The sequence below is a fragment of the Streptomyces sp. NBRC 110028 genome, from assembly GCF_001417735.1.
GTDB lineage: Bacteria > Actinomycetota > Actinomycetes > Streptomycetales > Streptomycetaceae > Streptomyces.
In genome coordinates, this window is sequence record NZ_BBUZ01000022.1 from 73083 (window position 1) to 97024 (window position 23942).

Consider the following 23942-nt stretch of genomic DNA (forward strand, 5'->3'; position numbering starts at 1 on the left):
CCGTATGTCCACGACTCCTGCCCCCGCCCTGCCCGCCCTCCTGGAGCGGCTCCCCGAGCTGATGCTGCGCGACCAGCAGCGGCTGGGCCGCCGGCTCGACGGCGCCCGCCGGATCCGCAAGCCCGAGGCCCGTGCGGCCGTCCTCGGCGAGATCGCCGAGGACGTCGAGCGGGCGGAAGCGCGGGTCGCGAGCCGCCGCGCCGCCGTACCGGACGTCACCTATCCGCAAGAGCTGCCGGTCAGCCAGAAGAAGGACGACATCCTCGCGGCCGTCCGCGATCACCAGGTGGTGATCGTCGCGGGCGAGACCGGCTCCGGGAAAACGACGCAGATCCCCAAGATCTGCATGGAGCTGGGCCGGGGCGTCAAAGGACTCATCGGTCATACGCAGCCCCGCCGGATCGCCGCCCGCACCGTGGCAGAGCGCATCGCGGACGAGATCGGGACCCCGCTCGGCGAGTCGGTCGGCTGGAAGGTCCGCTTCACCGACCAGGTGAGCCCGGACACCCACATCAAACTGATGACGGACGGCATCCTGCTGGCCGAGATCCAGACCGACCGCGAGCTGCGCCAGTACGACACGATCATCATCGACGAGGCCCATGAGCGCAGCCTCAACATCGACTTCCTGCTCGGCTATCTGGCCCAGCTCCTCCCCCGCCGCCCCGACCTCAAGGTCGTGATCACCTCCGCGACCATCGACCCGGAGCGCTTCTCCCGCCACTTCGGGGACGCGCCGATCGTCGAGGTCAGCGGGCGGACGTACCCGGTCGAGGTGCGCTACCGGCCGCTGCTGGAGGAGGGCGGCGAGGACAGCGACCGGGACCAGATCACCGCCATCTGCGACGCGGTGGACGAGCTGCAGGCCGAGGGCCCCGGCGACATCCTGGTCTTCCTCTCCGGTGAGCGGGAGATCCGGGACACCGCCGACGCGCTGAACAAGAAGCAGCTGAGGTCCACCGAGGTGCTGCCGCTGTACGCGCGGCTGTCGCACGCCGAGCAGCACCGGGTCTTCCAACGACACAGCGGCCGCCGGATCGTGCTGGCCACGAACGTCGCGGAGACCTCGCTGACCGTCCCCGGCATCCGGTACGTGATCGACCCGGGCACGGCCAGGATCTCCCGCTACAGCCATCGCACCAAGGTCCAGCGGCTGCCCATCGAGCCGGTCTCCCAGGCCAGCGCCAACCAGCGCAAGGGCCGCTGCGGCCGGACCAGCGACGGCATCTGCGTCCGGCTGTACTCCGAGGACGACTTCCTCACCCGCCCGGAGTTCACTGACGCCGAGATCCTCCGTACCAACCTGGCCTCCGTCATCCTCCAGATGACCGCGGCGGGGCTCGGCGACATCGAGAAGTTCCCGTTCATCGACCCGCCGGACCGGCGCAACATCAAGGACGGCGTGCAGCTCCTGGAGGAGCTGCACGCGCTGGACGGCAAGCAGAAGGACCCGCGCAAGCGGCTCACCCAGGTCGGCCGGAAGCTGGCCCAGCTGCCGGTGGACCCGCGGCTGGCCCGGATGGTGCTGGAGGCGGACCGCAACGGCTGCGTCCGCGAGGTCATGGTGATCGCGGCGGCGCTGTCCATCCAGGACCCGCGCGAGCGCCCCTCCGACAAGCAGCAGCAGGCCGATCAGCAGCACGCCAGGTTCAAGGACGAGTCGAGCGACTTCCTGGCCTTCCTCAACCTGTGGACGTACATCCGGGAGCGGCAGAAGGAGCTGTCCTCGTCCGCGTTCCGCCGCATGTGCCGCCACGAGTACCTGAACTACCTGCGGATACGCGAGTGGCAGGACATCTACAGCCAGCTGCGCACGGTCGCGAAGACCATGGACATCCAGCTGTCCGAGCAGGACGCGGCGCCGGACCACATCCACACCTCGCTGCTGTCCGGGCTGCTGTCGCACGTTGGCTTGAAAGAAACCGAGAAGAACGAGTACGTGGGCGCGCGCGGCGCCAAGTTCGCCGTCTTCCCCGGTTCGGCGCTGTTCAAGAAGCCACCGCGCTGGGTGATGTCGGCAGAGCTGGTCGAGACCTCCCGGCTGTGGGCGAGGGTCAACGCGAAAATCGAGCCGGAGTGGATCGAGCCGCTGGCCCAGCACCTGGTCAAGCGCACCTACAGCGAGCCGCACTGGGAGCAGAAGCAGGCGGCGGTGATGGCCTACGAGCGGGTCACGCTGTACGGCGTGCCGATCGTCGCCCAGCGGAAGGTCAACTACGGCCGGATCGACCCGGAGACGAGCCGGGACCTGTTCATCCGCAACGCCCTGGTCGAGGGCGACTGGCGCACCCACCACCAGTTCTTCCACGACAACCGGAAGCTGCTGGGCGAGGTGGAGGAGCTGGAGCACCGCGCCCGGCGCCGCGACATCCTGGTGGACGACGAGACGCTGTTCGACTTCTACGACCAGCGGATCCCGGAGCACGTGGTGTCGGGGGCACACTTCGACTCCTGGTGGAAGCACAAGTGCCGTGAAGGAGGGGCCGCGCCGGAGCTTCTCCACTTCGAGAAGTCGATGCTCATCAACGAGCGGGCGCAGGGCGTCTCCAAGGACGCGTATCCGGACTCCTGGCGCCAGGGGAAGCTCAAGTTCAAGGTGACGTACCAGTTCGAGCCGGGGGCGGACGCGGACGGCGTGACCGTCCACATCCCGCTCCAGGTGCTCAACCAGGTCACCCCGGACGGCTTCGACTGGCAGATCCCGGGGCTGCGCGAGGACCTGGTCACCGAGCTGATCCGATCGCTGCCCAAGCCGGTGCGCCGCCACTACGTCCCGGCGCCGAACTTCGCCAGGCGCTTCCTGGACGGCGCCGTGCCGCTCCAGGAGCCGCTGACGGCCGCCCTGGGCCGGGAGCTGCACCGGATGGTGGGGGTGCGGATCGAACCGGAGGACTGGGACCCGGGCAGGGTCCCCGGCCACCTGAAGATCACCTTCCGGGTGGTCGACGAGCGGCGCCGCAAGCTCGCCGAGGACAAGGACCTGGAAGCGCTCAAGCAGCGGCTGAAGCCGAAGACCCGGGCGGCGATCTCCAAGGCGTTCGAGTCCTCCAAGGAGGCCGTCGGCATCGAGCAGCGCGGCGGGCTGACCTCGTGGACGGTCGGCACGCTGCCGCGCACCTTCGAGACCCGCCGCGGCGGCCAGCCGGTCAAGGCGTATCCGGCGCTGGTGGACGAGGGCGCGTCGGTGGCGCTGCGGCTCTTCGACACCGAGCCCGAGCAGCGGCAGGCGATGTGGCGGGGCACCCGGCGGCTGATCCTGCTCCAGCTGCCGTCCAACCCGGCGAAGTTCGCGCAGGGGAAGCTGTCCAACCAGGCCAAGCTGGCGCTCTCCAGCAGCCCGCACGGCAGCATCGCGGCGCTCTTCGAGGACTGTGTGTCCGCCTCCGCCGACCGGCTCATCACGGCGCGCGGCGGCCCGGCGTGGGACGAGGAATCGTTCCGCAAGCTCTTCGACGCGGTACGGGCCGACATCGCGGACGCCACGCTGGACACCGTCCGGAAGGTCCAGGAGGTGCTGGCGGCCTGGCAGGCGTGTGAGCGCCGGCTGAAGGGCATCAAGAGCCCGGTGCTGCTGCCGTCCCTCGCGGACGTCCGGGAACAGCTCTCGGAGCTGATGAAGCCGGGCTTCGTGACCGCGCACGGGGTACGCCGCCTGCCGGACCTCATGCGCTATCTGGTGGCCGTGGACCGCCGGCTCCAGCAGCTCCCCACCAACGCCGAGCGGGACCGCACCCGGATGGCGAAGGTCAAGGAGATGCGGGACGAGTACGCCTGGCTGCTGGAGCAGTTCCCGGCGGGCCGCCCGGTGCCCCCGGAGGCGCTGGAGATCCGCTGGATGATCGAGGAGCTGCGGGTCAGCTACTTCGCGCACGCCCTGGGCACGGCCTATCCGGTCTCCGACAAGCGCATCGTGAAGGCCATCGACGCGGTCGCGCCGTAGTGTCCTGGGCCCGTCCGGAGCCGCCGGGCGGGCCGGGCGGGCGCGAGTTCGACCGCACCCCCTGACCTGCTGTAGAGTCTGTGACGCACCACAGCGAGGCACACAGCCGACAGGCTGTGAGGCGTCACTGATGGTCCTGTGGAGCAGTTTGGAGTGCTCGCCACCCTGTCAAGGTGGAGGCCGCGGGTTCAAATCCCGTCAGGACCGCACATACGCACCGGAGGCCCGGATCCGCACAAGGATCCGGGCCTCCGGTCGTCTTGACGGCAGCCCGCGCCCGGCGGTACCCAGACTAGTGCCGCGTCAGCCAAGGTTCACCCCGCTCGCCGCCCTGGCACGGCCATCTGCGGCGTTGCCGAATCGACCGAGTAGGCCCACTACGAGGCCGATCCGGCGCCTTGCATCTGACCGCACCAGGACGCCTCGCTACCGGGCAAACCTTGGCTGACGCGGCACTAGAAGGTGGCGTGGGGGTGGCCGGGAGGTGCGGCATATGACGACGACCGCGAAACATGAGACCAGGGCCCTGCTGCGGGCCCATCTGGCGGCCGCCTCGGGCTACCGCCACTTCACCCGGCACTGCCCGGTCTGCCATCGGCTGCTGCGGCTGGCGATGGAGCCGTCGCCGCCACCAACAGACCCGGCGGAGCCGGCGCCCGCCGGGGGATCACACTCCGACGACTCGTCAACTCATTGAGCCCTCACCGCTGTTCCGCGGAAGCCAACAAGCGCTGAACCATGTGACGGGAGTCACTGAATGAGTTTTGACGAGTGGGGGAACTTACGCCCGCCCCACAACAGGTCAATTTAATATGTGCAATTGCACCCTCTGCCCGGGCCCTCCGGAGAGGGTCACAGAGGGTCGCCCGGGCCGCGCCCCGATGCCCGCCGGAGCGGTCGCCGACAGCCCGGCGAGGGGGCCCGGGAGGGCATAAAAAGATCGCGCTGGACCCGGCGGAGTCCAGCGCGATCGACGACGCACCCATGTTGAGCGGTGATGGCCTGTTGGGGCAGGCACCCGTCGTGGTGGAGCCATACAGGCGAAAGCCGGGCTGGGGGGCCCGGATATGCCCGGTTATGCGGTTGTTCAGGCCTCGCTGCGCTGCTGCGGGATGCCCGCGAGAAGCGCACGGACCTCCGCTTCGCGGTAGCGCCGGTGCCCTCCGAGCGTGCGGATGGACGTGAGCTTGCCAGCCTTGGCCCAGCGCGTGACCGTCTTCGGGTCCACACGGAACATGGTGGCAACCTCAGCCGGGGTCAGCAGCGGCTCGGCATCAGGGGTGCGAGCGGTCATGAGCGGCCTCCTCGGGAGAACCGAACCATCACGGTTCTTTCCTCTAAATTCTGCACCTTGACCCGCGTTGCCCGAAATGGCGGACGCGGGCCGAGTCGGTTATAGGACGAACGGCTTGTCCTCGGCACTACAACTACACCATCTGTCCAGCCCCGTCGGCCAAACCGATGGAATTGCCCTCTCAGGTGCCCAACCTCGACGGAAGCCGATGGACCATGTCATAGCGGACAGTCACGCAGCGATGACGATCAGTCACAACAGGATCAGGGGTATCAGATCCGCCAAGGAGTGCAATACCGATGAATCCGCCCATACTTGGGCGGAAGGAGAACTTCCCGGACTCCTTGTCCTATTTTGACACGAGGGTGGGGGATTGCCGCAAGACCCGAAGTCAGTGCTTTAGATCACGATTGACGTAATGGCCCGGATCGGGACCTACGTCCCCCGCTCCAGCTCTGACGCACCCGGCCGCCCGTTGGATCCGCTTTCCCCGGACCGGCCCGTTCAGACCCTGTCCGGCCCTAGCTGGCGTTCTGTCGTCCCCGGATCTCGCTCCACCGATCGGTCAGCCGCTCATATGCGCTGCCCGCACGCTCCCCGTCCCCGTCCCTCAGTGCCGCAAGCCCTTCCGCCACGTCCGCCGCCGAGCGATCGTCCTCCAGCTGCCCGGCGGGCACCACGTGCACCAGACCGCCGTAGTCCAGTTCGACCAGCGACCGCGGATGGAATTCCTCCAGCCATCGGCCCACGTCGACCAGGCCGTCGATGAGCGGCCCCTCGCCGAGAGCCTCCTTGAGCACCTTAAGCCCGCGCGCCACCCGCCGTCTGGCCTGGACCATCGGGGTGCGGTAACGCAGGATGAGACCGTCGTCACCCTTGGTGCACTCACGCTCCTCGTCCGCGAAGAGCACGAACCAGCGGACCGGGACATGCCAGGTCGCCGAGCGGATCCACGGACGGGCGTCCGGGTTGCGCTCCAGCCACTGCTCGTAGTCCGAGGCGGCCTGCCGGCGCACCACGGGAGGCAGCGCGGCGTCCAGGAGGGGGCCGGGAAGGCGCTCGGGCAGCTCTTCCAGGGCCAACCAGCCACGCAGCCGCGTCCGCCACGGACAGACGCATGTGACGCCGTCCACGACCGCCACAAAGGCGTCCGCGCTCTCGTGCACCGGAACCGGCACCGGGGGCACCGGCAGCAGGTCGGCGAGCGACCGCCGCAGCTCGTCCTGGACGCCGGGCAGCTCCTCGCGCTTGGCGTAGGCCGCCCAGTGCGTGCGCTCCGGTTCGGGAAAAGCACCCAGTGGCTCATAGACACGGAGATACGCCGCATACGGGACAATCACCGAAGACGCCAAGGTCACACGCGCTCCCTCAAGGCCGATACCACCGCCAGGAGTTGCCTACCCCCTGCTCACCGCATCGTCCCACGACCACCATGCGGACTCGGCGGGGACATGGCCGCTCCCGCGCCCTCCCAGGGCTTACGCTCGTGCCCACCGGCCCTCCCCACCAGCTCGGAGGGCGCCTTACCCCGACCTCTGGGAGTCACCACCGTGACCGACGTACGTCACACCGTCAGCGTCGACGGTCCGACGGAGAGTCGCGTGCCGAACCCTCTCTCGCCCCTGTCGATACTGTTCCGGACCGATCTGGGCGGCCATGAACAGGTCCTGCTCTGCCAGGACCGGGAGAGCGGCCTGAAGGCCGTCATCGCGATCCACTCGACCGCCCTGGGCCCCGCCCTCGGCGGCACCCGCTTCCACGCCTACAGCGCCGAGGAACACCCCGAGGAAGCGGCGGTCCTCGACGCGCTCAACCTCGCCCGCGGCATGTCCTACAAGAACGCGCTGGCCGGGCTCGACCACGGTGGCGGAAAGGCCGTGATCCTCGGCGATCCCGAGGAGATCAAGACCGAAGCGCTGCTGCTCGCCTACGGCCGTTTCGTGGCCTCCCTGGGCGGTCGCTACGTCACCGCCTGCGACGTGGGCACCTACGTCGCCGACATGGACGTCATCGCCCGCGAGTGCCCCTGGACCACCGGCCGCTCCCCGGAGAACGGCGGCGCCGGCGACTCCTCCGTGCTGACCGCCTACGGCGTCTTCCAGGGCATGCGGGCCAGCGCCCAGGCCTCCTGGGGCGCGCCCACGCTGCGCGGCCGCCGGGTCGGCATCGCGGGCGTCGGCAAGGTCGGCCACCACCTGGTGGAGCATCTGCTGGAGGACGGCGCGGAGGTCGTCGTCACCGACGTGCGCGCCGAGTCGGTCGACCGGGTGCTGGCCCGCCACCCCCGGATCGAGGCGGTCCGGGACACCGGCGCCCTGATCCGCGCCGGTCTCGACGTCTACGCGCCGTGCGCGCTCGGTGGCGCGCTGGACGACGACACGGTGCCCGTCCTGACCGCGAAGGTGGTGTGCGGCGCCGCCAACAACCAGCTCGCCCACCCGGGGGTCGAGAAGGACCTCGCCGACCGCAGGATCCTCTACGCGCCGGACTACGTGGTGAACGCGGGTGGTGTGATCCAGGTCGCGGACGAACTGCACGGCTTCGACTTCGAGCGGGCCAAGGCCAAGGCGTCACAGATCTTTGACACAACTTTGGCCATTTTTGATCGGGCCCGGACCGATGGCATTCCGCCCGCGGCCGCCGCCGACCGGCTCGCCGAACACCGTATGGCGGAGGGCCACGGCGCCACCTGAGGGACACCTGAGCACCGCCTGAGCACCGCCTGAGCACCGTCCGAGCGCCGCCCGGGGGCCACCTGGGCGTCGCCCGGACGTCGCTCGACCGCCGCCGGATCGCCGCCGGACCGCCGCGATGAGCCGCCGCGATGAGCCGCCGCGACAGGCCGTGTGGGGAGCGGGAAAGCTCTTCCGGGCACGCCGTACCGGCCGGTATGGGACCCCTTGGCGAGAGATCCCTCACGGCCCCTCGGCGGGTCGGCCCACGAGACAGGTTAAAATCGCAGCTGACCAGCGGGGACGGGGCGCCTCGCGGGTTCTGCCTCGTGGCACGTCGTGTGGGCGACGTACCGTATGGCCACAGAAGCAGGTACCGTTGAAGCCCTACGGGCCGGTCTCTCTTTTGGGGAGTCCGCTCCGATTCATGAACGTGAACGCGTGTCAAGACTCTGGGGCCGTCGAGCCCCGTCGTTGAGGGGGTCGAGCCATGGGGCGCGGCCGGGCCAAGGCCAAGCAGACGAAGGTCGCCCGCCAGCTGAAGTACAACAGCGGCGGGACGGACCTCTCACGCCTGGCCGAGGAGCTGGGCGCATCGCCGACATCGAACCAGCCGCCGAATGGCGAGCCGTTCGAGGATGACGATGAGCTGGACGATGACCCGTACGCACAGTACGCGGATCTGTACAACGACGACGATGACGAGGACGACGACCGGTCGGACTCGTCCGTGCAACGTCGCCGTGCCTGAAATGTGGTTCCCGCACCAGCGGGGTTGATCCTTCCACCACATTCCAGGCGCTCGGCAATCGCCGCACCTCCGCCGGTCCGGGGCAGCCGCCTCGGACCGGCTTCTGTGCTGTCCGCGCGCCGGGCGCGGCCGACTCAGCTCGCGTAGTCACCGGTCAGCGTCACCGCTTCCGTGTCACCGGCCGTACGGTCGGTGATCTCTCCGCTGACCCAGGCGTGCACCCCGCGGTCCTCCAGGGTGGCCAGCGCGACGTCCACCGACGCGCCCGGCACGACGGCCATCATGCCGACGCCCATGTTGAGGGTCTTCTCCAGCTCCAGCCGCTCTACCGAGCCGAGCCGCCCCACCAGGTCGAAGATCGCGCCGGGGGTCCAGGTCGAGCGGTCCACCACCGCGCGCAAGCCGTCGGGGATGACCCGGGCCAGGTTGTTGGCGAGCCCGCCGCCGGTGATGTGCGAGAAGGCGTGCACCTCGGCCGTGCGGGTGAGGGCCAGGCAGTCCAGCGAGTAGATCCGGGTCGGCTCCAGCAGCTCCTCCCCCAGCGTCCGGCCCAGCTCCGGCACCTCGCGGTCCAGCGCCCAGCCGGCCCGGTCGAAGAGCACATGGCGGACGAGTGAGTACCCGTTCGAGTGAAGTCCGGACGAGGCCATGGCGATCACCACGTCCCCTGTACGGATGCGATCCGCGCCCAGCACCGCGTCCGCCTCGACGACGCCCGTACCGGCCCCGGCGACGTCGAAGTCATCGGCGCCCAGCAGCCCCGGGTGCTCGGCGGTCTCGCCGCCGACCAGCGCGCAGCCCGCCAGCGCACAGCCCTCGGCGATGCCCTTGACGAGGGCGGCGACCCGCTCCGGGTGGACCTTGCCGACGCAGATGTAGTCGGTCATGAACAGCGGCTCGGCGCCGCACACCACCAGGTCGTCCACGACCATGCCGACCAGGTCGTGGCCGACCGTGTCGTACACGCCCATCCGGCGCGCGATGTCCACCTTGGTGCCCACGCCGTCCGTCGCGGACGCCAGCAGCGGGCGCCGGTAGCGGGCGAGCGCGGAGGCGTCGAAGAGGCCGGCGAAGCCGCCGAGGCCGCCCACGACCTCCGGCCGGCCGGCCTTCTTGACCCACTCCTTCATCAGCTCGACGGCGCGGTCGCCCGCCTCGATGTCGACGCCCGCGGCGGCGTAGCTGGCACCAGTGGACTCAGACATGTGACCTTGGGTTCTTTCGTTTCGGAAAAGCGACATACGAGGGCCGGGTGCCCGGGGCCTGCTACGGGCGGCGGAGCGCGTCGGCGCCGCCGACGCCGGCGGTCAGCGTCCGCACGCCGTCGGCGTCGGCGCTGCTCTGGCTCTGCGTCTCCGACTCCAGCAGATGCTTGCCCAGCAGCCCCGGGTCCGGCAGGTCCATCGGGTACTCGCCGTCGAAGCAGGCGCGGCACAGATTCGGCTTGGCGATCGTGGTCGCCTCGATCATGCCGTCGGTGGAGATGTACGCGAGGGAGTCGGCGCCCAGCGACTTGCCGATCTCCTCGGTCGACAGCCCGTTGGCGATCAGCTCGGCGCGGGTCGCGAAGTCGATGCCGAAGAAGCAGGGCCACTTGATGGGCGGGCTGCTGATCCGGATGTGCACTTCCAGCGCACCGGCCTCGCGGAGCATCCGCACCAGGGCGCGCTGGGTGTTGCCGCGGACGATCGAGTCGTCCACGACCACCAGCCGCTTGCCCCGGATGACCTCCTTGAGGGGGTTCAGCTTGAGCCGGATGCCGAGCTGCCGGATGGTCTGCGAGGGCTGGATGAAGGTCCGGCCGACGTAAGAGTTCTTGACCAGCCCGGAGCCGTACGGAATCCCGCTCGCCTCGGCGTACCCGACGGCGGCCGGGGTGCCGGACTCCGGCGTCGCTATGACGAGGTCGGCGTCGGCCGGGGCCTCCTTGGCCAGCCGCCGGCCCATCTCGACGCGCGAGAGGTAGACATTGCGGCCCGCGATGTCGGTGTCGGGGCGCGCCAGGTACACGTACTCGAAGACGCAGCCCTTGGGCCGGGCCGGGGCGAACGTCGTGGAGCGCAGGCCGTTCTCGTCGATCGCGACCATCTCACCGGGCTCGATCTCCCGGATGAAGGACGCACCCACGATGTCCAGGGCCGCCGTCTCGGACGCCACCACCCAGCCGCGCTCCAGGCGGCCGAGCACCAGCGGGCGGATGCCCTGCGGGTCCCGGGCGGCGTACAGCGTGTGCTCGTCCATGAAGCAGAGGCTGAAAGCGCCCTTGACCTTCGGCAGCACGATCGGGGCGGCCTGTTCGACGGTCAGCGCCTTGCCGTCCTCGTCGACCTGCCCCGCGAGGAGGGCGGTGACCAGGTCGGTGTCGTTGGTGGCCGCGACCTGGGTGGCCCGGCCCCTGTCCCTGGGCAGGGACCCGACCAGCTCCGCCAGCTCGGCGGTGTTGACCAGATTCCCGTTGTGGCCCAGCGCGATCGAGCCGTGGGCGGTCGCCCGGAACGTCGGCTGCGCGTTCTCCCACACCGAGGCACCGGTGGTGGAGTAGCGGGCATGACCGACCGCGATGTGGCCCAGCAGGGAGCCGAGGGAGGTCTCGTCGAAGACTTGCGAGACCAGACCCATGTCCTTGAAGACGAGGATCTGGGAGCCGTTGCTCACTGCGATGCCCGCGGACTCCTGACCGCGGTGCTGCAGCGCGTACAGCCCGAAATAGGTGAGTTTGGCGACCTCTTCACCCGGCGCCCAGACTCCGAAGACGCCGCAAGCGTCCTGGGGGCCCTTCTCACCGGGGAGCAGGTCGTGGCTGAGTCGTCCGTCACCACGTGGCACGGCATCGAGTCTAGGCCAGTTCCGCGGTGCGGCCGAACGAGGGACCCGATAGAGGGTGTATGTCACATCCGCGAAAGACTCGCTCCCGGCCTCCCCCGACCCCCGATCCGGCCTGCGTACGGCCGATTCCGGCCATCGACGGGCGTCTGCGGCTGGGGCGAGGATCACACCGCCCTCGGCCGCTAGCGGAGCACGGGGAGATACCCGGTGAGATCGGCGCGCTCACCGCTCGCCGTCACCTCACCGGCCTCCAGCGCCTCGGCCCAGCCGATCCGGCCGCCGGCCAGCCGGACCCACGTCAGCGGGTTCGTCTCGACGACGTTCGGCGGGGTGCCGCGGGTGTGCCGGGGGCCCTCCACGCACTGCACGACGGCGAACGGCGGGATGCGCAGCTCGACCGACCCGCCGGGCGCCTTCGCCGCCATGCCGTCGGCCAGCAGCCGGACGGCGGTGGCCAGCGCCTGACGGTCGTACGGCACGTCCAGCCCCGTGGCCGCCGCCAGATCGTCGGTGTGGACGACCAGCTCGGCGCAGCGGGTGACGAGGAAGTCGTCCAGCCGTATCGCCCCGACCCGGGCCGCCAGCAACCGCTCCCCCGGCGCCGCCGGGGCCAGCTCGGCGAACCGGGCGGCGGCCTGCTCCAGCAGCTCATCAGGCGCCGCGACGCTCGCCGCGAGGGCGCGGGTGTCCTCGTCGATCGCCTCGGCGCGCCCCGCGGTGGCGGCCGCCCAGCCGGTGGCGTCGATCTCCCGCGCGGGCGGCGCGGGGTCCTCCAGATGACGGGCGACCGCTCCCACCGCCATCGACAGATGCGCGATCAGCTCGCGGACCGACCAGTCGCCGAGCCGGGTGGGCGCGGCCAGCCGCTCCTCGTCCAGCCCCCGCACCGCCTCCTGGACGTGCCGCAGCTGTGCGGTCACGGCGGCGCGGGTCTTGGCGGGGTCGTAGTTGCGGGCGCGGGCGCGGGAACGGGGCGGCATGGCGCCGACCCTATCGACACTCCGGTGGGGTGGGCGGAGGATGAAAGAAGGGGACAGAGGGGTATCTATCGATACGAAAGGTGTGAATGACCATGGGCGAGCACCCCGATGCCGCCGTGGTGCGCCGCGCATGCACCGCGTTCCAGCAGGGCGACCTGGACACCGTCGGCTCACTGATGACGGCGGACGTCGTCCACCATGTGCCCGGTGACAACATGATCTCCGGACATCACAAGGGCCGGGACGCGTGCATGCAGCTGTACCGCACCGAGTACGAGGAGACCGGCGGCACACTGCGGTTCGATCTGGAGACGGTGATGCCCGACGGGCGCGGGCATGTGATCTCCGGCCACCACCTCCGCGCCGAACGCGGCAACCGCACGCTGGACATGAAGACCGGGCTGTTCTTCACCATCGTCGGCGGGAAGATCAGCGACATCGACTACTGCGTCGAGGACATCGACGCCGCCGACGCCTTCTGGGCGAAGGGATGACGCGGCCGTCGGGCTTGGCCCCGCCCACCGGGGCGGGGCCAAGCCCGACGGGCGCTCAGGCCAGCAGGCCGGGAATGGTCGCCTCGTAGGGCTCCCGCAGCTCCGCCAGCGGGATCGAGAACTGGCCCTGGACGTCGATCGTCTCGCCGTCCACGACCCCGATCCGGGTCGCGGGAAGCCCGCGGGCGCCGCACATGTCGTTGAAGCGGATCTCCTCGCTGCGCGGGACGGCGACGACGGCGCGCCCGGCGGACTCGGAGAACAGCAGCACGAAGGGGTCCACGCCGTCGGGGACGACGATCCGGGCGCCCTTGCCGCCGCGCAGGCACGACTCGGTCACGGCCTGGATCAGACCGCCGTCGGACAGGTCGTGGGCCGCGTCCACCATGCCGTCACGGGAGGCGGAGATCAGGATCTCGGCGAGCAGCCGCTCGCGCTCCAGGTCCACCGCGGGCGGCAGCCCGCCCAGGTGGTCGTGGATGACCTGCGACCAGGCCGAGCCGCCCAGCTCCTCGGCGGTGTCGCCGAGCAGGTAGAGCAGCTGGCCCTCCTCGGCGAACGCCATCGGCGTGCGCCGCGCGACATCGTCGATCACGCCGAGGACGGCGACGACCGGCGTCGGGTGGATGGCCGTCTCCCCGGTCTGGTTGTACAGGGAGACGTTGCCGCCGGTGACCGGGGTGCCCAGGATCTGGCAGCCGTCCGCCAGGCCGCGGGTGGCCTCCGCGAACTGCCACATGACCGCGGGGTCCTCCGGCGAGCCGAAGTTGAGGCAGTTGGAGATCGCGAGCGGCTTGGCGCCGGACGCGGCGACGTTGCGGTACGACTCGGCGAGGGCCAGCTGCGCGCCCGCGTACGGGTCGAGCTTGGCGTACCGGCCGTTGCCGTCCGTGGCGACGGCGACACCGAGCCCGGTCTCCTCGTCGACCCGCACCATGCCGGAGTCCTCGGGCTGGGCGAGGACCGTGTTGCCCTGCACGAAGCGGTCGTACTGGTCGGTGACCCAGGACTTGGACGCCTGGTTCGGGGAGGAGATCACGCGCAGCACCTGCTCGCGCAGCTCGTCCCCGGTGGCCGGGCGGGGCAGCTTGCCCGCGTCGTCGGCCTGGAGGGTGTCCTGCCAGTCGGGGCGGGCGTAGGGGCGCTCGTACACCGGGCCCTCGTGGGCGACGGTGCGCGGCGGCACGTCCACGATCTGCTCGCCGTGCCAGAAGATCTCCAGCCGCTCGCCGTCGGTGACCTCACCGATCACGGTGGCGATGACGTCCCACTTCTCGCAGATCTCCAGGAAGCGGTCGGCCTTCTCCGGCGTCACGATCGCGCACATGCGCTCCTGCGACTCGCTCATCAGGATCTCCTCGGGGGAGAGCGAGGAGTCGCGCAGCGGCACGGTGTCCAGCTCGACGCGCATGCCGCCGGAGCCGGCGCTGGCCAGCTCGCTGGTGGCACAGGAGAGCCCCGCGCCGCCGAGGTCCTGGATGCCCTCGACCAGGTCTTCCCTGAAGATCTCCAGGGTGCACTCGATGAGCAGCTTCTCCTGGAACGGGTCGCCGACCTGGACGGCGGGGCGCTTGGCGGGCTTAGTGTCGTCGAACGTCTCGGAGGCGAGCACGGAGACGCCGCCGATGCCGTCGCCGCCGGTGCGGGCGCCGTAGAGAATGACCTTGTTACCCGCGCCGGACGCCTTGGCCAGATGGATGTCCTCGTGCTTCATCACGCCCACGCACAGGGCGTTGACCAGCGGGTTCCCCTGGTAGCAGGGGTCGAAGACGACCTCGCCGCCGATGTTGGGCAGGCCCAGGCAGTTGCCGTAGCCGCCGATGCCGGCGACGACACCGGGCAGCACCCGCTTGGTGTCGGGGTGGTCGGCGGCGCCGAAGCGCAGCGGGTCCATGACGGCGACCGGGCGGGCGCCCATGGCGAGGATGTCGCGGACGATGCCGCCGACGCCGGTGGCCGCACCCTGGTAGGGCTCGACGTACGAGGGGTGGTTGTGCGACTCGACCTTGAAGGTGACCGCGTACCCCTGGCCGACGTCGACCACGCCCGCGTTCTCGCCTATGCCGACGAGCAGGGCGTCGGTCTCGGGGGCCTTCTCGCCGAACTGCCGCAGGTGGACCTTGCTCGACTTGTACGAGCAGTGCTCGGACCACATGACGGAGTACATGGCCAGCTCGGCGCCGGTGGGCCGGCGGCCCAGGATGGCGCGGATGCGCTCGTACTCGTCCTGCTTCAGCCCCAGCTCGGCCCAGGGCTGATCGGTGTCCGGGGTCTGGGCGGCGTGCTTGACAGTGTCGAGGGTCACGCTCGGTCGCTCCTTCGCGCGATGTGGTTCTGTGGTCGCGAGCTGGGGCGCTCAGTCGCTCCCTCGGCTGTTCCGGCGTCCAGGGTCATGCGCTGACCAGCCTCTTGAGGATCGAGGTGAAGAATCCGAGCCCGTCGGTGCGACCGGTGCCGATCAGCGGCTCGACGGCGTGCTCGGGGTGCGGCATGAGGCCGACGACATTGCCCTCCGCATTGGAGATCCCGGCGATGTCGCGCAGGGAGCCGTTGGGGTTCAGCTCCTGATAGCGGAAGACGACGCGCCCCTCGGCCTCGAGTTCATCGAGGACGCGCTCGTCGGCGACATAGCGGCCGTCGATGTTCTTCAGCGGGATGTTGATCTCCTGGCCCTGCTCGTACGAGCGCGTCCAGGCGGTCTCCGCGTTTTCCACCCGCAACTTCTGGTCGCGGCAGATGAAGTGCAGATGGTTGTTGCGCAGCATCGCGCCGGGCAGCAGATGGGTCTCGGTGAGAACCTGGAACCCATTGCAGATGCCAAGCACCGGCATACCCGCCTTCGCCTGGGCGATGACGGTCTCCATTACCGGGGAGAAGCGGGAGATCGCTCCGGCTCGCAGATAGTCGCCGTAGGAGAAGCCGCCCGGCAGGATCACCGCGTCGACCTGCTTGAGGTCCTTGTCACGGTGCCACAGCGGTACGGCCTCGAGGCCGGCGGTCCGGACCGCGCGCTGGGTGTCGCGGTCGTCGAGGGTTCCGGGGAAAGTGACGACTCCGACGCGTGCGGTCACGACTCCGCCTTCGCGGTGGCGCCGGCCCCGGCGGCCTCGACCTTCACATCGAAGTCCTCGATCACGGTGTTGGCGAGGAAGGTTTCGGCGATCTCGTGGATACGGGCGAGGGCGGCGTCGTCGACCGGGCCCTCCACTTCGAGTTCAAAGCGCTTGCCCTGACGGACGTCGGCGATGCCCTCGAAACCGAGGCGGGGCAGTGCGCGCTGCACCGCCTGGCCCTGGGGGTCGAGGATCTCCGGCTTGAGCATGACGTCGACTACGACGCGTGCCACTGGCACTCCCGATGGTGTGGTGCTGGTGCGTAAGGCGGTGGCCCAAGCCTACCCCGAGCAAAAATCTACGCGGGTAGATATTCGTTCGGGGTCACATGCGCGCATCAGCCACGGCCCATCCGCGACAACCACCGGGGGAAGTTCCAGCAAAAACGCGTCGTCCGGATTGTGATGTGACACGCTGACGGAATTACCGGGGCTTCACAATGCAATGCCGGTCGCTGTACAAATGAAAAAGCATTGTTCGCTAACAACTGGACAGCTGACATCTTTGCACGTCAACGCAACGATGCAGCCCGAAAGGACCGATATCCGTGGCACAGCGCGTAGTAGTCACGCTCTCCGACGACATCGACGGAGGGGCTGCCGAGGAGACGGTCACGTTCGGCCTGGACGGCAAGTCGTACGAGATCGACCTCACCGCCGCCAATGCCTCGAAACTTCGCGACACCCTCGCCCCGTTCGTGGAGGCGGGCCGCAAGCGGTCCCGCTCCGGCAGGACCTACCGCCGCACCTCCGTGGCCCCGGACCCGGCCGCGGTGCGCGCCTGGGCGCGGTCGCACGGCATGGAGGTGCCGCCGCGGGGGCGCATCCCCAAGAAGGTCTACGAGGCTTTCAACGAGTCCTGCTGAACCGCTCGTTCAGGTGGCGTTCAGCCGAGTTGCACAACACCCCGGGTGGTCCGCTAGAGTCTGGAGCACGCCGAGGGGCGAGGCCGGAAGGCCAAAACCCCGAGGAACACACCATGCGGGTGTAGCTCAGTAGTAGAGCGCCCCCTTTCCAAGGGGGAGGCGCAGTGTGCGATCCCTGTCACCCGCTCTCATCACTCTTCGTTCCCCTTCGGGAGATCCAGTAGAGTGATGCGCGCGCCGATCGGTGAAAGCCGGTCGGAGGCATGCGGACGTAGCTCAGTTGGTAGAGCGCAACCTTGCCAAGGTTGAGGTCGCGAGTTCGAACCTCGTCGTCCGCTCCATGAAGACCTGGGGCGCCAGTCGATTCGACTGGCGCCCCAGGTCTTTCTGTTGTCCGGCTCACTCTCCCGATGACATTTGTCATCGAGGCCGATGACAGCCCGCACTACAAGGCTCCCCCGGGCGGCGAAAGCCTGGAGCCATGGATCGAGCAGAGAACGCGATCGCGGTCGACGAACTGCGGCGGCGCTATGGGCCGAGCGGGGCCCGGGGGTTCGACGCGGTGCGGGGCATCTCGTTCTCGGTGGCGCGCGGTGAGCTGTTCGCGCTGCTGGGCACGAATGGCGCGGGCAAGACCTCCACCGTCGAACTGCTGGAAGGGCTCGCCGCCCCGACCGGCGGCACGGTGCGGGTCCTCGGCCACGACCCGTACCGGGAGCGGGGGAAGGTGCGGCCGCGGATCGGGATGATGCTCCAGGAAGGCGGCCTCCCGCCCGAGCTGACCGTCGCCGAGACCGCGCGGATGTGGGCGGGGTGCACCAGCGGCGCCCGGCCGGTCCGGGAGGGGCTGGAGCTGGTGGGGCTGGCCGGGCGGGCGGACGTACGGGTCAAGATGCTCTCCGGCGGCGAGCGGCGCCGGCTGGACCTGGCGCTCGCCCTGCTCGGCCGCCCCGAGGTGCTGTTCCTCGACGAACCGACCACCGGACTGGACGCGGAGGGGCGGCGGGACACCTGGGAGCTGGTGCGGACGCTGCGCGATCAGGGCACCACGGTGCTGCTGACCACGCACTACCTGGAGGAGGCCGAGGCGCTGGCCGACCGGCTCGCGATCATGCACGCGGGACGGATCGCCACCTCCGGCCGGGTCGCGGACATCGTGGCCGCGCGGCCCTCGCGCCTGTCCTTCACCCTGCCCGAGGGCGCCTCCACCGACGACCTCCCGCCGCCCGCCGCGCTGGGCGCCCTCGAACGGGACTCGGTGGGCCGGGCCGTGCGGCTGCGCACCAGGGACCTCCAGCACACCGCCACCGAGGTGCTGCTGTGGGCGCGGGAGCGGCGGATCGGACTCAGCGGGCTCGACGCCCGGTCGGCCTCGCTGGAAGAGGCGTTCCTGCACATCGCGAGCACCGTCGACACGGCGGACACGGCGGACACGACACAGACGGCACCGACGGCCCAGGGGGCGGCACAGTGAGCGGTACGAGCACGATGGCACCGACCGTCGCCCGGGGGCGCGTCTTCGCGCTGGCCCGCGGCGAACTGACCCTGCTGGCCCGCAACAAGGCCGCGCTGGCGTACGCGCTGGTGCTGCCCGGCATGCTCACGTACAGCATGAAGACGGCCGTCGAGGGCGTCGACCTGGGGGGCACCGGGCTGGACCTGGGCACGCTGCTGGTGCCCGGTTCGATCGGCATGGCCCTGGTGCTGGCCGTCTACATGAACCTCGTCGGCGTCTATGTGATCCGCCGTGAGGGCCTGGTCCTCAAGCGGCTGCGCGCCGGGGAGCTGACCGATTCCGAGATCCTGTCCGGGTCCGCGCTCCCCGCCGTCCTGCTCGGGCTCGTCCAATGTGTGCTGCTGGTGGGCGGGGTGAGCGTCGCGCTCGACGTGTCCGCGCCGAAGGCCCCGTATCTGGCCGTAGTCGGGATCGCGGTCGGTGTGGTGCAGATGGTGATGCTGGCCGCCGCGACCGCCGCGTTCACCAAGACCGCGGAGTCCGCCCAGCTGACGCCGGTGCCGATGATGATGCTGTCGATGGTCGGGTCCGGTCTGTTCGTGCCGCTGGACGTGATGCCGGACCAGGTGGCTTCGGTGTGCGAGCTGTTGCCGCTGACCCCGGTGGTCGACCTCGTACGGGCCGGCTGGACCGGGGACATGGGCGTGGTCGACGTCCTGGGCAGCCTCACGACGGCGCTGGCCTGGACGGTGCTGGCAGGGTGGTCCGTGCGCAAGCGGTTCCGCTGGGAACCGCGGCGCTGACCGGACGAGGCCGGGCGAGCGAGGGGATGCGGGGTTCGTGATACGGCGATGGCGCGGGGCCGCGCGGCTGAAACGGGTGGAGCTGTTCACCCGGTGGATGCTCTACACGCTGCCGTGGTTCTACCAGCTCGCGCTGTGCGCACCGCTGGTGGAGGGGCTGCGGGGCTCGCCACCCGCGCTGAAGTGGTCGCTGCTGGGCCTGTCCACGGTGCAGAGCGCGCTCGCCCTCCCGCTGTTGCGGCGCGGCCTCGACCACTATCTCCACGGCCGCCCGGTGGACCGCCGGCTGCCGGGCCTCGCCATCGTCCTGGCCGCCGCGGGGCTGGGGATCGGGCTGGTGCTCCAGGCGACCGGCGGACCGCACCAGCCGGGGGCGGCCGCCCGGACCGTCACGCTCACCCTGCTGCCGCTCGCCACCCCGTACGCGCTGCTGCTGCCGATGCGTACCTTCGCCGCCGTGCACACGGGGATCGCGGCGGCGCTGGCCGTGGCGGAGGCGGTGGTCCGGCCGGGGCTCGCCGCCCCGCTGGGGGCCGTCCTCGGGGTCGCCGGGGCCGGGGCGCTGTGTCTGTTCACGGTCCGCTGCTCGGGGTGGATGGTGCAGGTGATGTACGAGGTGGACGCCAACCGGGAGGTGCAGGCGCGGCTGGCGGTCGCGGAGGAACGGCTGCGCTTCGGCCGGGACCTGCACGATGTGATGGGACGGAACCTGGCCGTGATCGCCCTCAAGAGCGAGCTGGCGGTGCAACTGGCCCGACGGGAGCGGCCCGAGGCGGTGGACCAGATGGTGGAGGTGCAGCGGATCGCGCACGAGACCCAGATGGAGGTCCGGGGCGTGGTGCGCGGCTACCGGGAGGCGGATCTGCAGGTGGAGCTGGCCGGGGCACGCTCGGTGCTTAGCGCGGCCCGGGTCGACTGCCGCGTCGACTGCCCGGCCGAGGACGGCGGCGGGACGCCGCTGCCCGAGGCGGTGCGGTCCGCGCTGGGCTGGGTGGTCCGGGAGGGGACGACGAACGTGCTGCGGCACGCGGACGCCGGACGGTGCGCGATCCGGGTCCGGGTGCGGGCGGGGACGGCGGTGCTGGAGATGGAGAACGACGGAGTGCCCACGGGACTCCGGACCGGAACGGGGGCCGGTGCCGGGGCGGAAGCCGGGACCGGGGAGGGCAGCGGGCTGAAGGGGCTGCGGGAGAGGCTCGCGGCGCTGGGCGGCACGCTGGACTCCGGTCCCGGCGACGGCGTCGGGACGTACCGGCTGCGGGCCGAACTCCGGCTGGAGGGCGCCGCGTGAACGACGGCGAGGTGATCCGGGTGCTGCTCGCCGACGATGAGCACCTGATCCGCGGTGCGCTCGCCGCGCTGCTGTCCCTGGAGGACGACCTGCTGGTGGTCGCCGAGGCCGCTTCCGGCCCGGAGGCGCTGGCGATGGCGCGGGCGCACCGGCCCGATGTGGCCGTGCTGGACCTGCAGATGCCGGTCACGGACGGGGTCGGGGTCGCGGCGGCGCTGCGGTCCGAGCTGCCGGACTGCCGGACCATGATCGTGACCAGCCACGGCAAACCGGGCCACCTCAAGCGGGCGCTGGAGGCGGGGGCGCGCGGGTTCGTGCCGAAGACCGCCTCGGCGCGGCAGCTCGCCGAGATCATCCGGTCGGTGCACGGCGGCAGCCGGTACGTGGACCCGGACCTGGCCGCCGACGCGATCAGCGCGGGCGACTCCCCGCTCACCGCGCGCGAGACGGAGCTGCTGGATCTGGCGGCGGACGGGGCGTCCATCGCGGAGATCGCCCGGCGGGCGGCGCTGTCCCCGGGGACGGTGCGCAACTATCTGTCCGCGGCGGCGGCCAAGCTGCACGCCGAGAACCGCCACGCGGCGGTCCGCCGGGCGCGCGAGCGGGGCTGGCTGTAGCGGCCGGGTCATGCGGGATCGCGGGGGTTTGTTCCCGGTGGTGGTGGCGGCGGCCGGAGGTTTGGTTATAGTGGAGGCGCGCCGAACGGGAAACCGGCGGCGCAGGCGGACGTAGCTCAGTTGGTAGAGCGCAACCTTGCCAAGGTTGAGGTCGCGAGTTCGAGCCTCGTCGTCCGCTCCGGATCAAGGGCCCCGGTCGATGCGACCGGGGCCCTTGTCGTGCCCGGGGTCCTACCAGCTGATGCCGGTCAGCCGCTCGTACGCCTCCACGTACTTCGACCGCGTCCGCTCCACGACCTCCGCCGGCAGCGGCGGCGGGGGCTGCTCGCCGTGCCGGTCCCAGCCGGAGGCCGGGGAGGTCAGCCAGTCGCGGACGTACTGCTTGTCGAAGGACGGCTGGGCGCGGCCCGGCTGCCAGGTGTCGGCGGGCCAGAAGCGGGACGAGTCGGGGGTCAGCACCTCGTCGGCGAGGACCAGCTCGGCGCCCTCCGCGCCCGCGGTCGCCTCCGCGTAGCCGAACTCGAACTTGGTGTCGGCGAGGATGATGCCCCGCTCACGGGCGATGTCGCGGGCCCGGGCGTACACCGCGAGGGTGATCTGGCGCAGGTTGGCGGCGGGTTCGGGGCCGATCCGGCGGGCGACCTCCTCGTAGCTCACGTTCTCGTCGTGCTCGCCGACCTCGGCCTTGGTCGCCGGGGTGAAGATCGGAGTGGGCAGCTCGGAGCCGTCGGTCAGCCCCTCGGGCAGGGCGAGCCCGCAGACGGTGCGGTTGCGCTCGTACTCGGCGAGGCCCGAGCCGGTGAGGTAGCCGCGGGCCACGGCCTCGACCGGGATCATCCGCAGCGATCGGCACACCAGGGTGCGGCCCTGCCAGTCGGCGGGGGCGCCGGGGGGCAGCTCGGTGGACAGGACGTGGTGCGGGACCAGGTCCGCGAGCAGGTCGAACCACCACAGGGAGAGCTGGGTGAGGACCCGGCCCTTGTCGGGGATCTCGGTGGGCAGCACCCAGTCGTACGCGGAGATCCGGTCGCTGGCGACCATGACCAGCTCACCGCGCTCGGTCCGGTAGAGGTCGCGCACCTTGCCGGTGTGCAGGTGCTCAAGGCCCGGAACCTGCACCGGTTCGGGCTTTTCGACGAATCCGGACACGCTTCCTCCTGGTGGTTCTGTCCAAGCCACCACGATTCTCCCCCACGGCCTCCCGGCGGTGCGGTCAGCCCCGCCCCGCCCCCTCACGCCCGCTTGCAGATGCGGTCCAGCAGATTCGCCGTGGCCCGCTGCACCCGCTCGTCCCGGTGCCCCGGCCGGTCCAGCGCCGGGGACCAGGCGAACGTGCCGGAGGCGAACACCAGGGCCCCGCTGGGGGCGCGGTAGAGGGAGGTGTCCTGGTGCCGGGTGGCGCCCTCGCCGTCCTCGTACGGGGAGTGGGCGAGCAGGATGCGGCGCAGATGCTCGGGCAGCGGGGTGCGCGGGAAGTAGCGGTCGGCCTCGCCCGCGACCAGCCCGGGCAGTTCGTCGCCCTCGGCCGCCCCGGTGGCCTCCCACAGCCAGTGGCCGCCGTTGCGCACGATCAGCGGCCGTGGTTCGGGCACCCGGCCCGCGTACTGGATGCCGATCAGCTGCTGCTCGGGCGCCGACTCGCGCCACAGCGCGGCGCGGCCGGGGCCGCGCCGCTTGCGGCAGGTCAGCAGGCGGTCCGGGCCGGAGGGCGAGGGGGCCAGCTCGACCTGCCAGTACATGGTGTTCGCGGAGAGGAAGACCAGCGAGGTGCCGCTGTCCCGGGCCCGCTCCACGGTGCGCCGCATCGCGGCCGACCAGTACTCGTCGTGGCCGGGGAAGACCAGGCCGCGGTAGCGGGTGGGGTCGACGCCACCGGCGTGCAGATCGCGGGTCTCGGCGTAGGCCAGGTCGTAGCCGTAGCGCTCGGCCCAGCGGATGACGTCGTACGCGTGGCCCACGTGCAGCGGCAGCCCCGCGCCCGCGTAGGGCCGGTCGAAGGAGACCGTGACGGCCGCCTCCGACTCGCCGAGCAGCCTGCCCTGCCCGTCCCAGGCGTGGTAGAGGCTGGCGCCGGTGCGGCCGTCCTCCGGGTAGAGGTTGTACGCCTGCCAGGTGAAGTCGGGCAGGACCAGGAGAAGATCGGCGGGGCGGGCGTCGCGGACCGTGAACGGGATGTGGCTGCGGTAGCCGTCCACGGTGGTCAGCACGGCCACGTACGCCCCGAGCTTCCAGTACGAGGGGACCTGCAGCCGCCAGGACAGCCACCAGTGGTGGCAGGAGACGGTGCGGTCGGCGGTGAGCGGCGGGGGCTGCACGATGCCGGACAGCCGCGGACTGGTGGTGATCTTCGACGCGCCGTCGCCGCCGTAGTGGCCGATGCGGTAGATGTCCACGCCGAACTGCTGCGGCGGGTCGACCGTGATGCGGAAGTCGATGGCCTCGCCGGGGGCGGCGGCGGAGGTCGAGGCGAAGCCCTTGATCTGGCGGCGCACATCGTCGGCGGTGCGCGGGCCGGGGATCCGCGCCGCGGCCCCGGGGGGGTGGCCATGATCCACGTACCAGGGGACCACATGGCCCGTGTCGTCGAAGTAGTTCTCACTGGTGCGCAGCCAGGGCAGCGGGCCCTGGCCGAAAGGATCCGTCACCGCGTGGGCCAGTGCCCCGGACTCCCAGCGCTGGATCTGGTCCGTCCCCATCCTCGTTCCCCTCCCTGCGTGCCCCGGCGGCGTCCCGTCGCCTCGCTGCCGTGTGTGCCCGTCCCGCAGGTCCGGGCCTTGTGGGCCCGGGTTCGCGGGTCCGGTCGGTGAACCGGGCTGGTGGTCCGGTCCGCTGGGCCGGGT

At 70.8% G+C, this 23942-nt stretch carries 20 protein-coding genes and 4 tRNA genes; 14 read left to right on the top strand and 10 right to left on the bottom strand.

What is annotated here, in order from left to right:
• The first annotated feature begins 4 nt into the window (after positions 1-4).
• From hrpA to ASC60_RS38620, 3 genes are all read left to right on the top strand, one after another.
• On the top strand, positions 5-3940 hold the full coding sequence (gene hrpA / locus ASC60_RS00435; protein WP_055545527.1) for an ATP-dependent RNA helicase HrpA: 3936 nt from the start codon (positions 5-7) through the stop codon (positions 3938-3940).
• Between the two features lie 132 nt (positions 3941-4072).
• Positions 4073-4147 (top strand) — tRNA-Asp (locus ASC60_RS00440).
• Positions 4148-4433: 286 nt separating this feature from the next.
• Entirely contained in the window at positions 4434-4637 is a 204-nt protein-coding gene (locus ASC60_RS38620; protein ID WP_079038073.1) for a DUF6274 family protein, read from the top strand.
• A gap of 390 nt (positions 4638-5027) precedes the next feature.
• On the opposite strand, the gene bldC is transcribed toward ASC60_RS38620, so the two are convergent.
• On the bottom strand, positions 5028-5234 hold the full coding sequence (bldC, locus tag ASC60_RS00445) for a developmental transcriptional regulator BldC (RefSeq protein WP_003949541.1): 207 nt from the start codon (positions 5232-5234) through the stop codon (positions 5028-5030).
• A 521-nt stretch (positions 5235-5755) separates the two neighbouring features.
• Complete coding sequence (locus tag ASC60_RS00450) at positions 5756-6592, bottom strand: hypothetical protein (RefSeq protein WP_055545529.1); 837 nt, start codon at positions 6590-6592, stop codon at positions 5756-5758.
• A 177-nt stretch (positions 6593-6769) separates the two neighbouring features.
• Here ASC60_RS00450 and ASC60_RS00455 point away from each other — a divergent pair, with 177 nt between their 5' ends.
• Entirely contained in the window at positions 6770-7927 is a 1158-nt protein-coding gene (locus ASC60_RS00455) for a Leu/Phe/Val dehydrogenase (protein ID WP_370592877.1), read from the top strand.
• Between the two features lie 469 nt (positions 7928-8396).
• On the top strand, positions 8397-8657 hold the full coding sequence (locus tag ASC60_RS00460) for a DUF3073 domain-containing protein (protein WP_055545533.1): 261 nt from the start codon (positions 8397-8399) through the stop codon (positions 8655-8657).
• Positions 8658-8791: 134 nt separating this feature from the next.
• On the opposite strand, the gene purM is transcribed toward ASC60_RS00460, so the two are convergent.
• The 3 genes from purM to ASC60_RS00475 all read right to left on the bottom strand — a co-directional run bounded on the left by purM (position 8792) and on the right by ASC60_RS00475 (position 12463).
• The gene (gene purM, locus ASC60_RS00465) at positions 8792-9862 is read right to left on the bottom strand and encodes a phosphoribosylformylglycinamidine cyclo-ligase (protein ID WP_055545535.1); all 1071 of its coding nucleotides are present in this window, start codon (positions 9860-9862) and stop codon (positions 8792-8794) included.
• 61 nt (positions 9863-9923) lie between these two features.
• Complete coding sequence (gene purF, locus ASC60_RS00470) at positions 9924-11483, bottom strand: amidophosphoribosyltransferase (RefSeq protein WP_055545537.1); 1560 nt, start codon at positions 11481-11483, stop codon at positions 9924-9926.
• A 182-nt stretch (positions 11484-11665) separates the two neighbouring features.
• Entirely contained in the window at positions 11666-12463 is a 798-nt protein-coding gene (locus tag ASC60_RS00475; protein WP_055545539.1) for a maleylpyruvate isomerase family mycothiol-dependent enzyme, read from the bottom strand.
• Between the two features lie 92 nt (positions 12464-12555).
• On the opposite strand from ASC60_RS00475, the gene ASC60_RS00480 reads away from it, so the two are divergent.
• Positions 12556-12957 (top strand): nuclear transport factor 2 family protein, encoded by a 402-nt coding sequence (locus tag ASC60_RS00480; RefSeq protein WP_055547045.1) that lies wholly within the window; start codon positions 12556-12558, stop codon positions 12955-12957.
• A 55-nt stretch (positions 12958-13012) separates the two neighbouring features.
• Here ASC60_RS00480 and purL read toward each other — a convergent pair whose 3' ends face one another.
• From purL to purS, 3 genes are all read right to left on the bottom strand, one after another.
• Complete coding sequence (gene purL / locus ASC60_RS00485) at positions 13013-15262, bottom strand: phosphoribosylformylglycinamidine synthase subunit PurL (protein WP_055545548.1); 2250 nt, start codon at positions 15260-15262, stop codon at positions 13013-13015.
• An 85-nt stretch (positions 15263-15347) separates the two neighbouring features.
• Entirely contained in the window at positions 15348-16028 is a 681-nt protein-coding gene (gene purQ / locus ASC60_RS00490; protein ID WP_055545550.1) for a phosphoribosylformylglycinamidine synthase subunit PurQ, read from the bottom strand.
• The gene (purS, locus tag ASC60_RS00495; protein WP_079038074.1) at positions 16025-16309 is read right to left on the bottom strand and encodes a phosphoribosylformylglycinamidine synthase subunit PurS; all 285 of its coding nucleotides are present in this window, start codon (positions 16307-16309) and stop codon (positions 16025-16027) included. Before purS ends, purQ begins: the two co-directional genes overlap by 4 nt.
• A 308-nt stretch (positions 16310-16617) precedes the next feature.
• Here purS and ASC60_RS00500 point away from each other — a divergent pair, with 308 nt between their 5' ends.
• The 8 genes from ASC60_RS00500 (at position 16618) to ASC60_RS00535 (ending at position 21280) form a co-directional block, all read left to right on the top strand.
• A complete protein-coding gene (locus ASC60_RS00500) occupies positions 16618-16935 on the top strand; it encodes an Lsr2 family protein (protein WP_055545554.1) in 318 nt (105 codons plus the stop codon).
• A 115-nt stretch (positions 16936-17050) separates the two neighbouring features.
• Positions 17051-17122 (top strand) — tRNA-Gly (locus ASC60_RS00505).
• 78 nt (positions 17123-17200) lie between these two features.
• Positions 17201-17276, top strand: a tRNA-Gly gene (locus tag ASC60_RS00510).
• Between the two features lie 140 nt (positions 17277-17416).
• Positions 17417-18409 carry an ABC transporter ATP-binding protein gene (locus ASC60_RS00515; protein WP_055545556.1) on the top strand — a complete coding sequence of 331 codons (993 nt, stop codon included), beginning with the start codon at positions 17417-17419 and terminating at the stop codon, positions 18407-18409.
• 14 nt (positions 18410-18423) lie between these two features.
• On the top strand, positions 18424-19194 hold the full coding sequence (locus ASC60_RS00520) for an ABC transporter permease (protein WP_055545558.1): 771 nt from the start codon (positions 18424-18426) through the stop codon (positions 19192-19194).
• 37 nt (positions 19195-19231) lie between these two features.
• On the top strand, positions 19232-20485 hold the full coding sequence (locus ASC60_RS00525) for a sensor histidine kinase (RefSeq protein ID WP_055545560.1): 1254 nt from the start codon (positions 19232-19234) through the stop codon (positions 20483-20485).
• Positions 20482-21102 carry a response regulator transcription factor gene (locus tag ASC60_RS00530; protein WP_234356726.1) on the top strand — a complete coding sequence of 207 codons (621 nt, stop codon included), beginning with the start codon at positions 20482-20484 and terminating at the stop codon, positions 21100-21102. Before ASC60_RS00525 ends, ASC60_RS00530 begins: the two co-directional genes overlap by 4 nt.
• A gap of 105 nt (positions 21103-21207) precedes the next feature.
• Positions 21208-21280, top strand: a tRNA-Gly gene (locus ASC60_RS00535).
• A gap of 53 nt (positions 21281-21333) precedes the next feature.
• On the opposite strand, the gene ASC60_RS00540 is transcribed toward ASC60_RS00535, so the two are convergent.
• Together ASC60_RS00540 and ASC60_RS00545 are read right to left on the bottom strand one after the other, a co-directional pair.
• Positions 21334-22251, bottom strand: a complete 918-nt coding sequence (locus ASC60_RS00540; RefSeq protein ID WP_055545562.1) for a phosphoribosylaminoimidazolesuccinocarboxamide synthase — start codon at positions 22249-22251, stop codon at positions 21334-21336.
• Positions 22252-22334: 83 nt separating this feature from the next.
• A complete protein-coding gene (locus ASC60_RS00545) occupies positions 22335-23798 on the bottom strand; it encodes a N,N-dimethylformamidase beta subunit family domain-containing protein (RefSeq protein ID WP_055545564.1) in 1464 nt (487 codons plus the stop codon).
• Positions 23799-23942 lie beyond the last annotated feature (144 nt).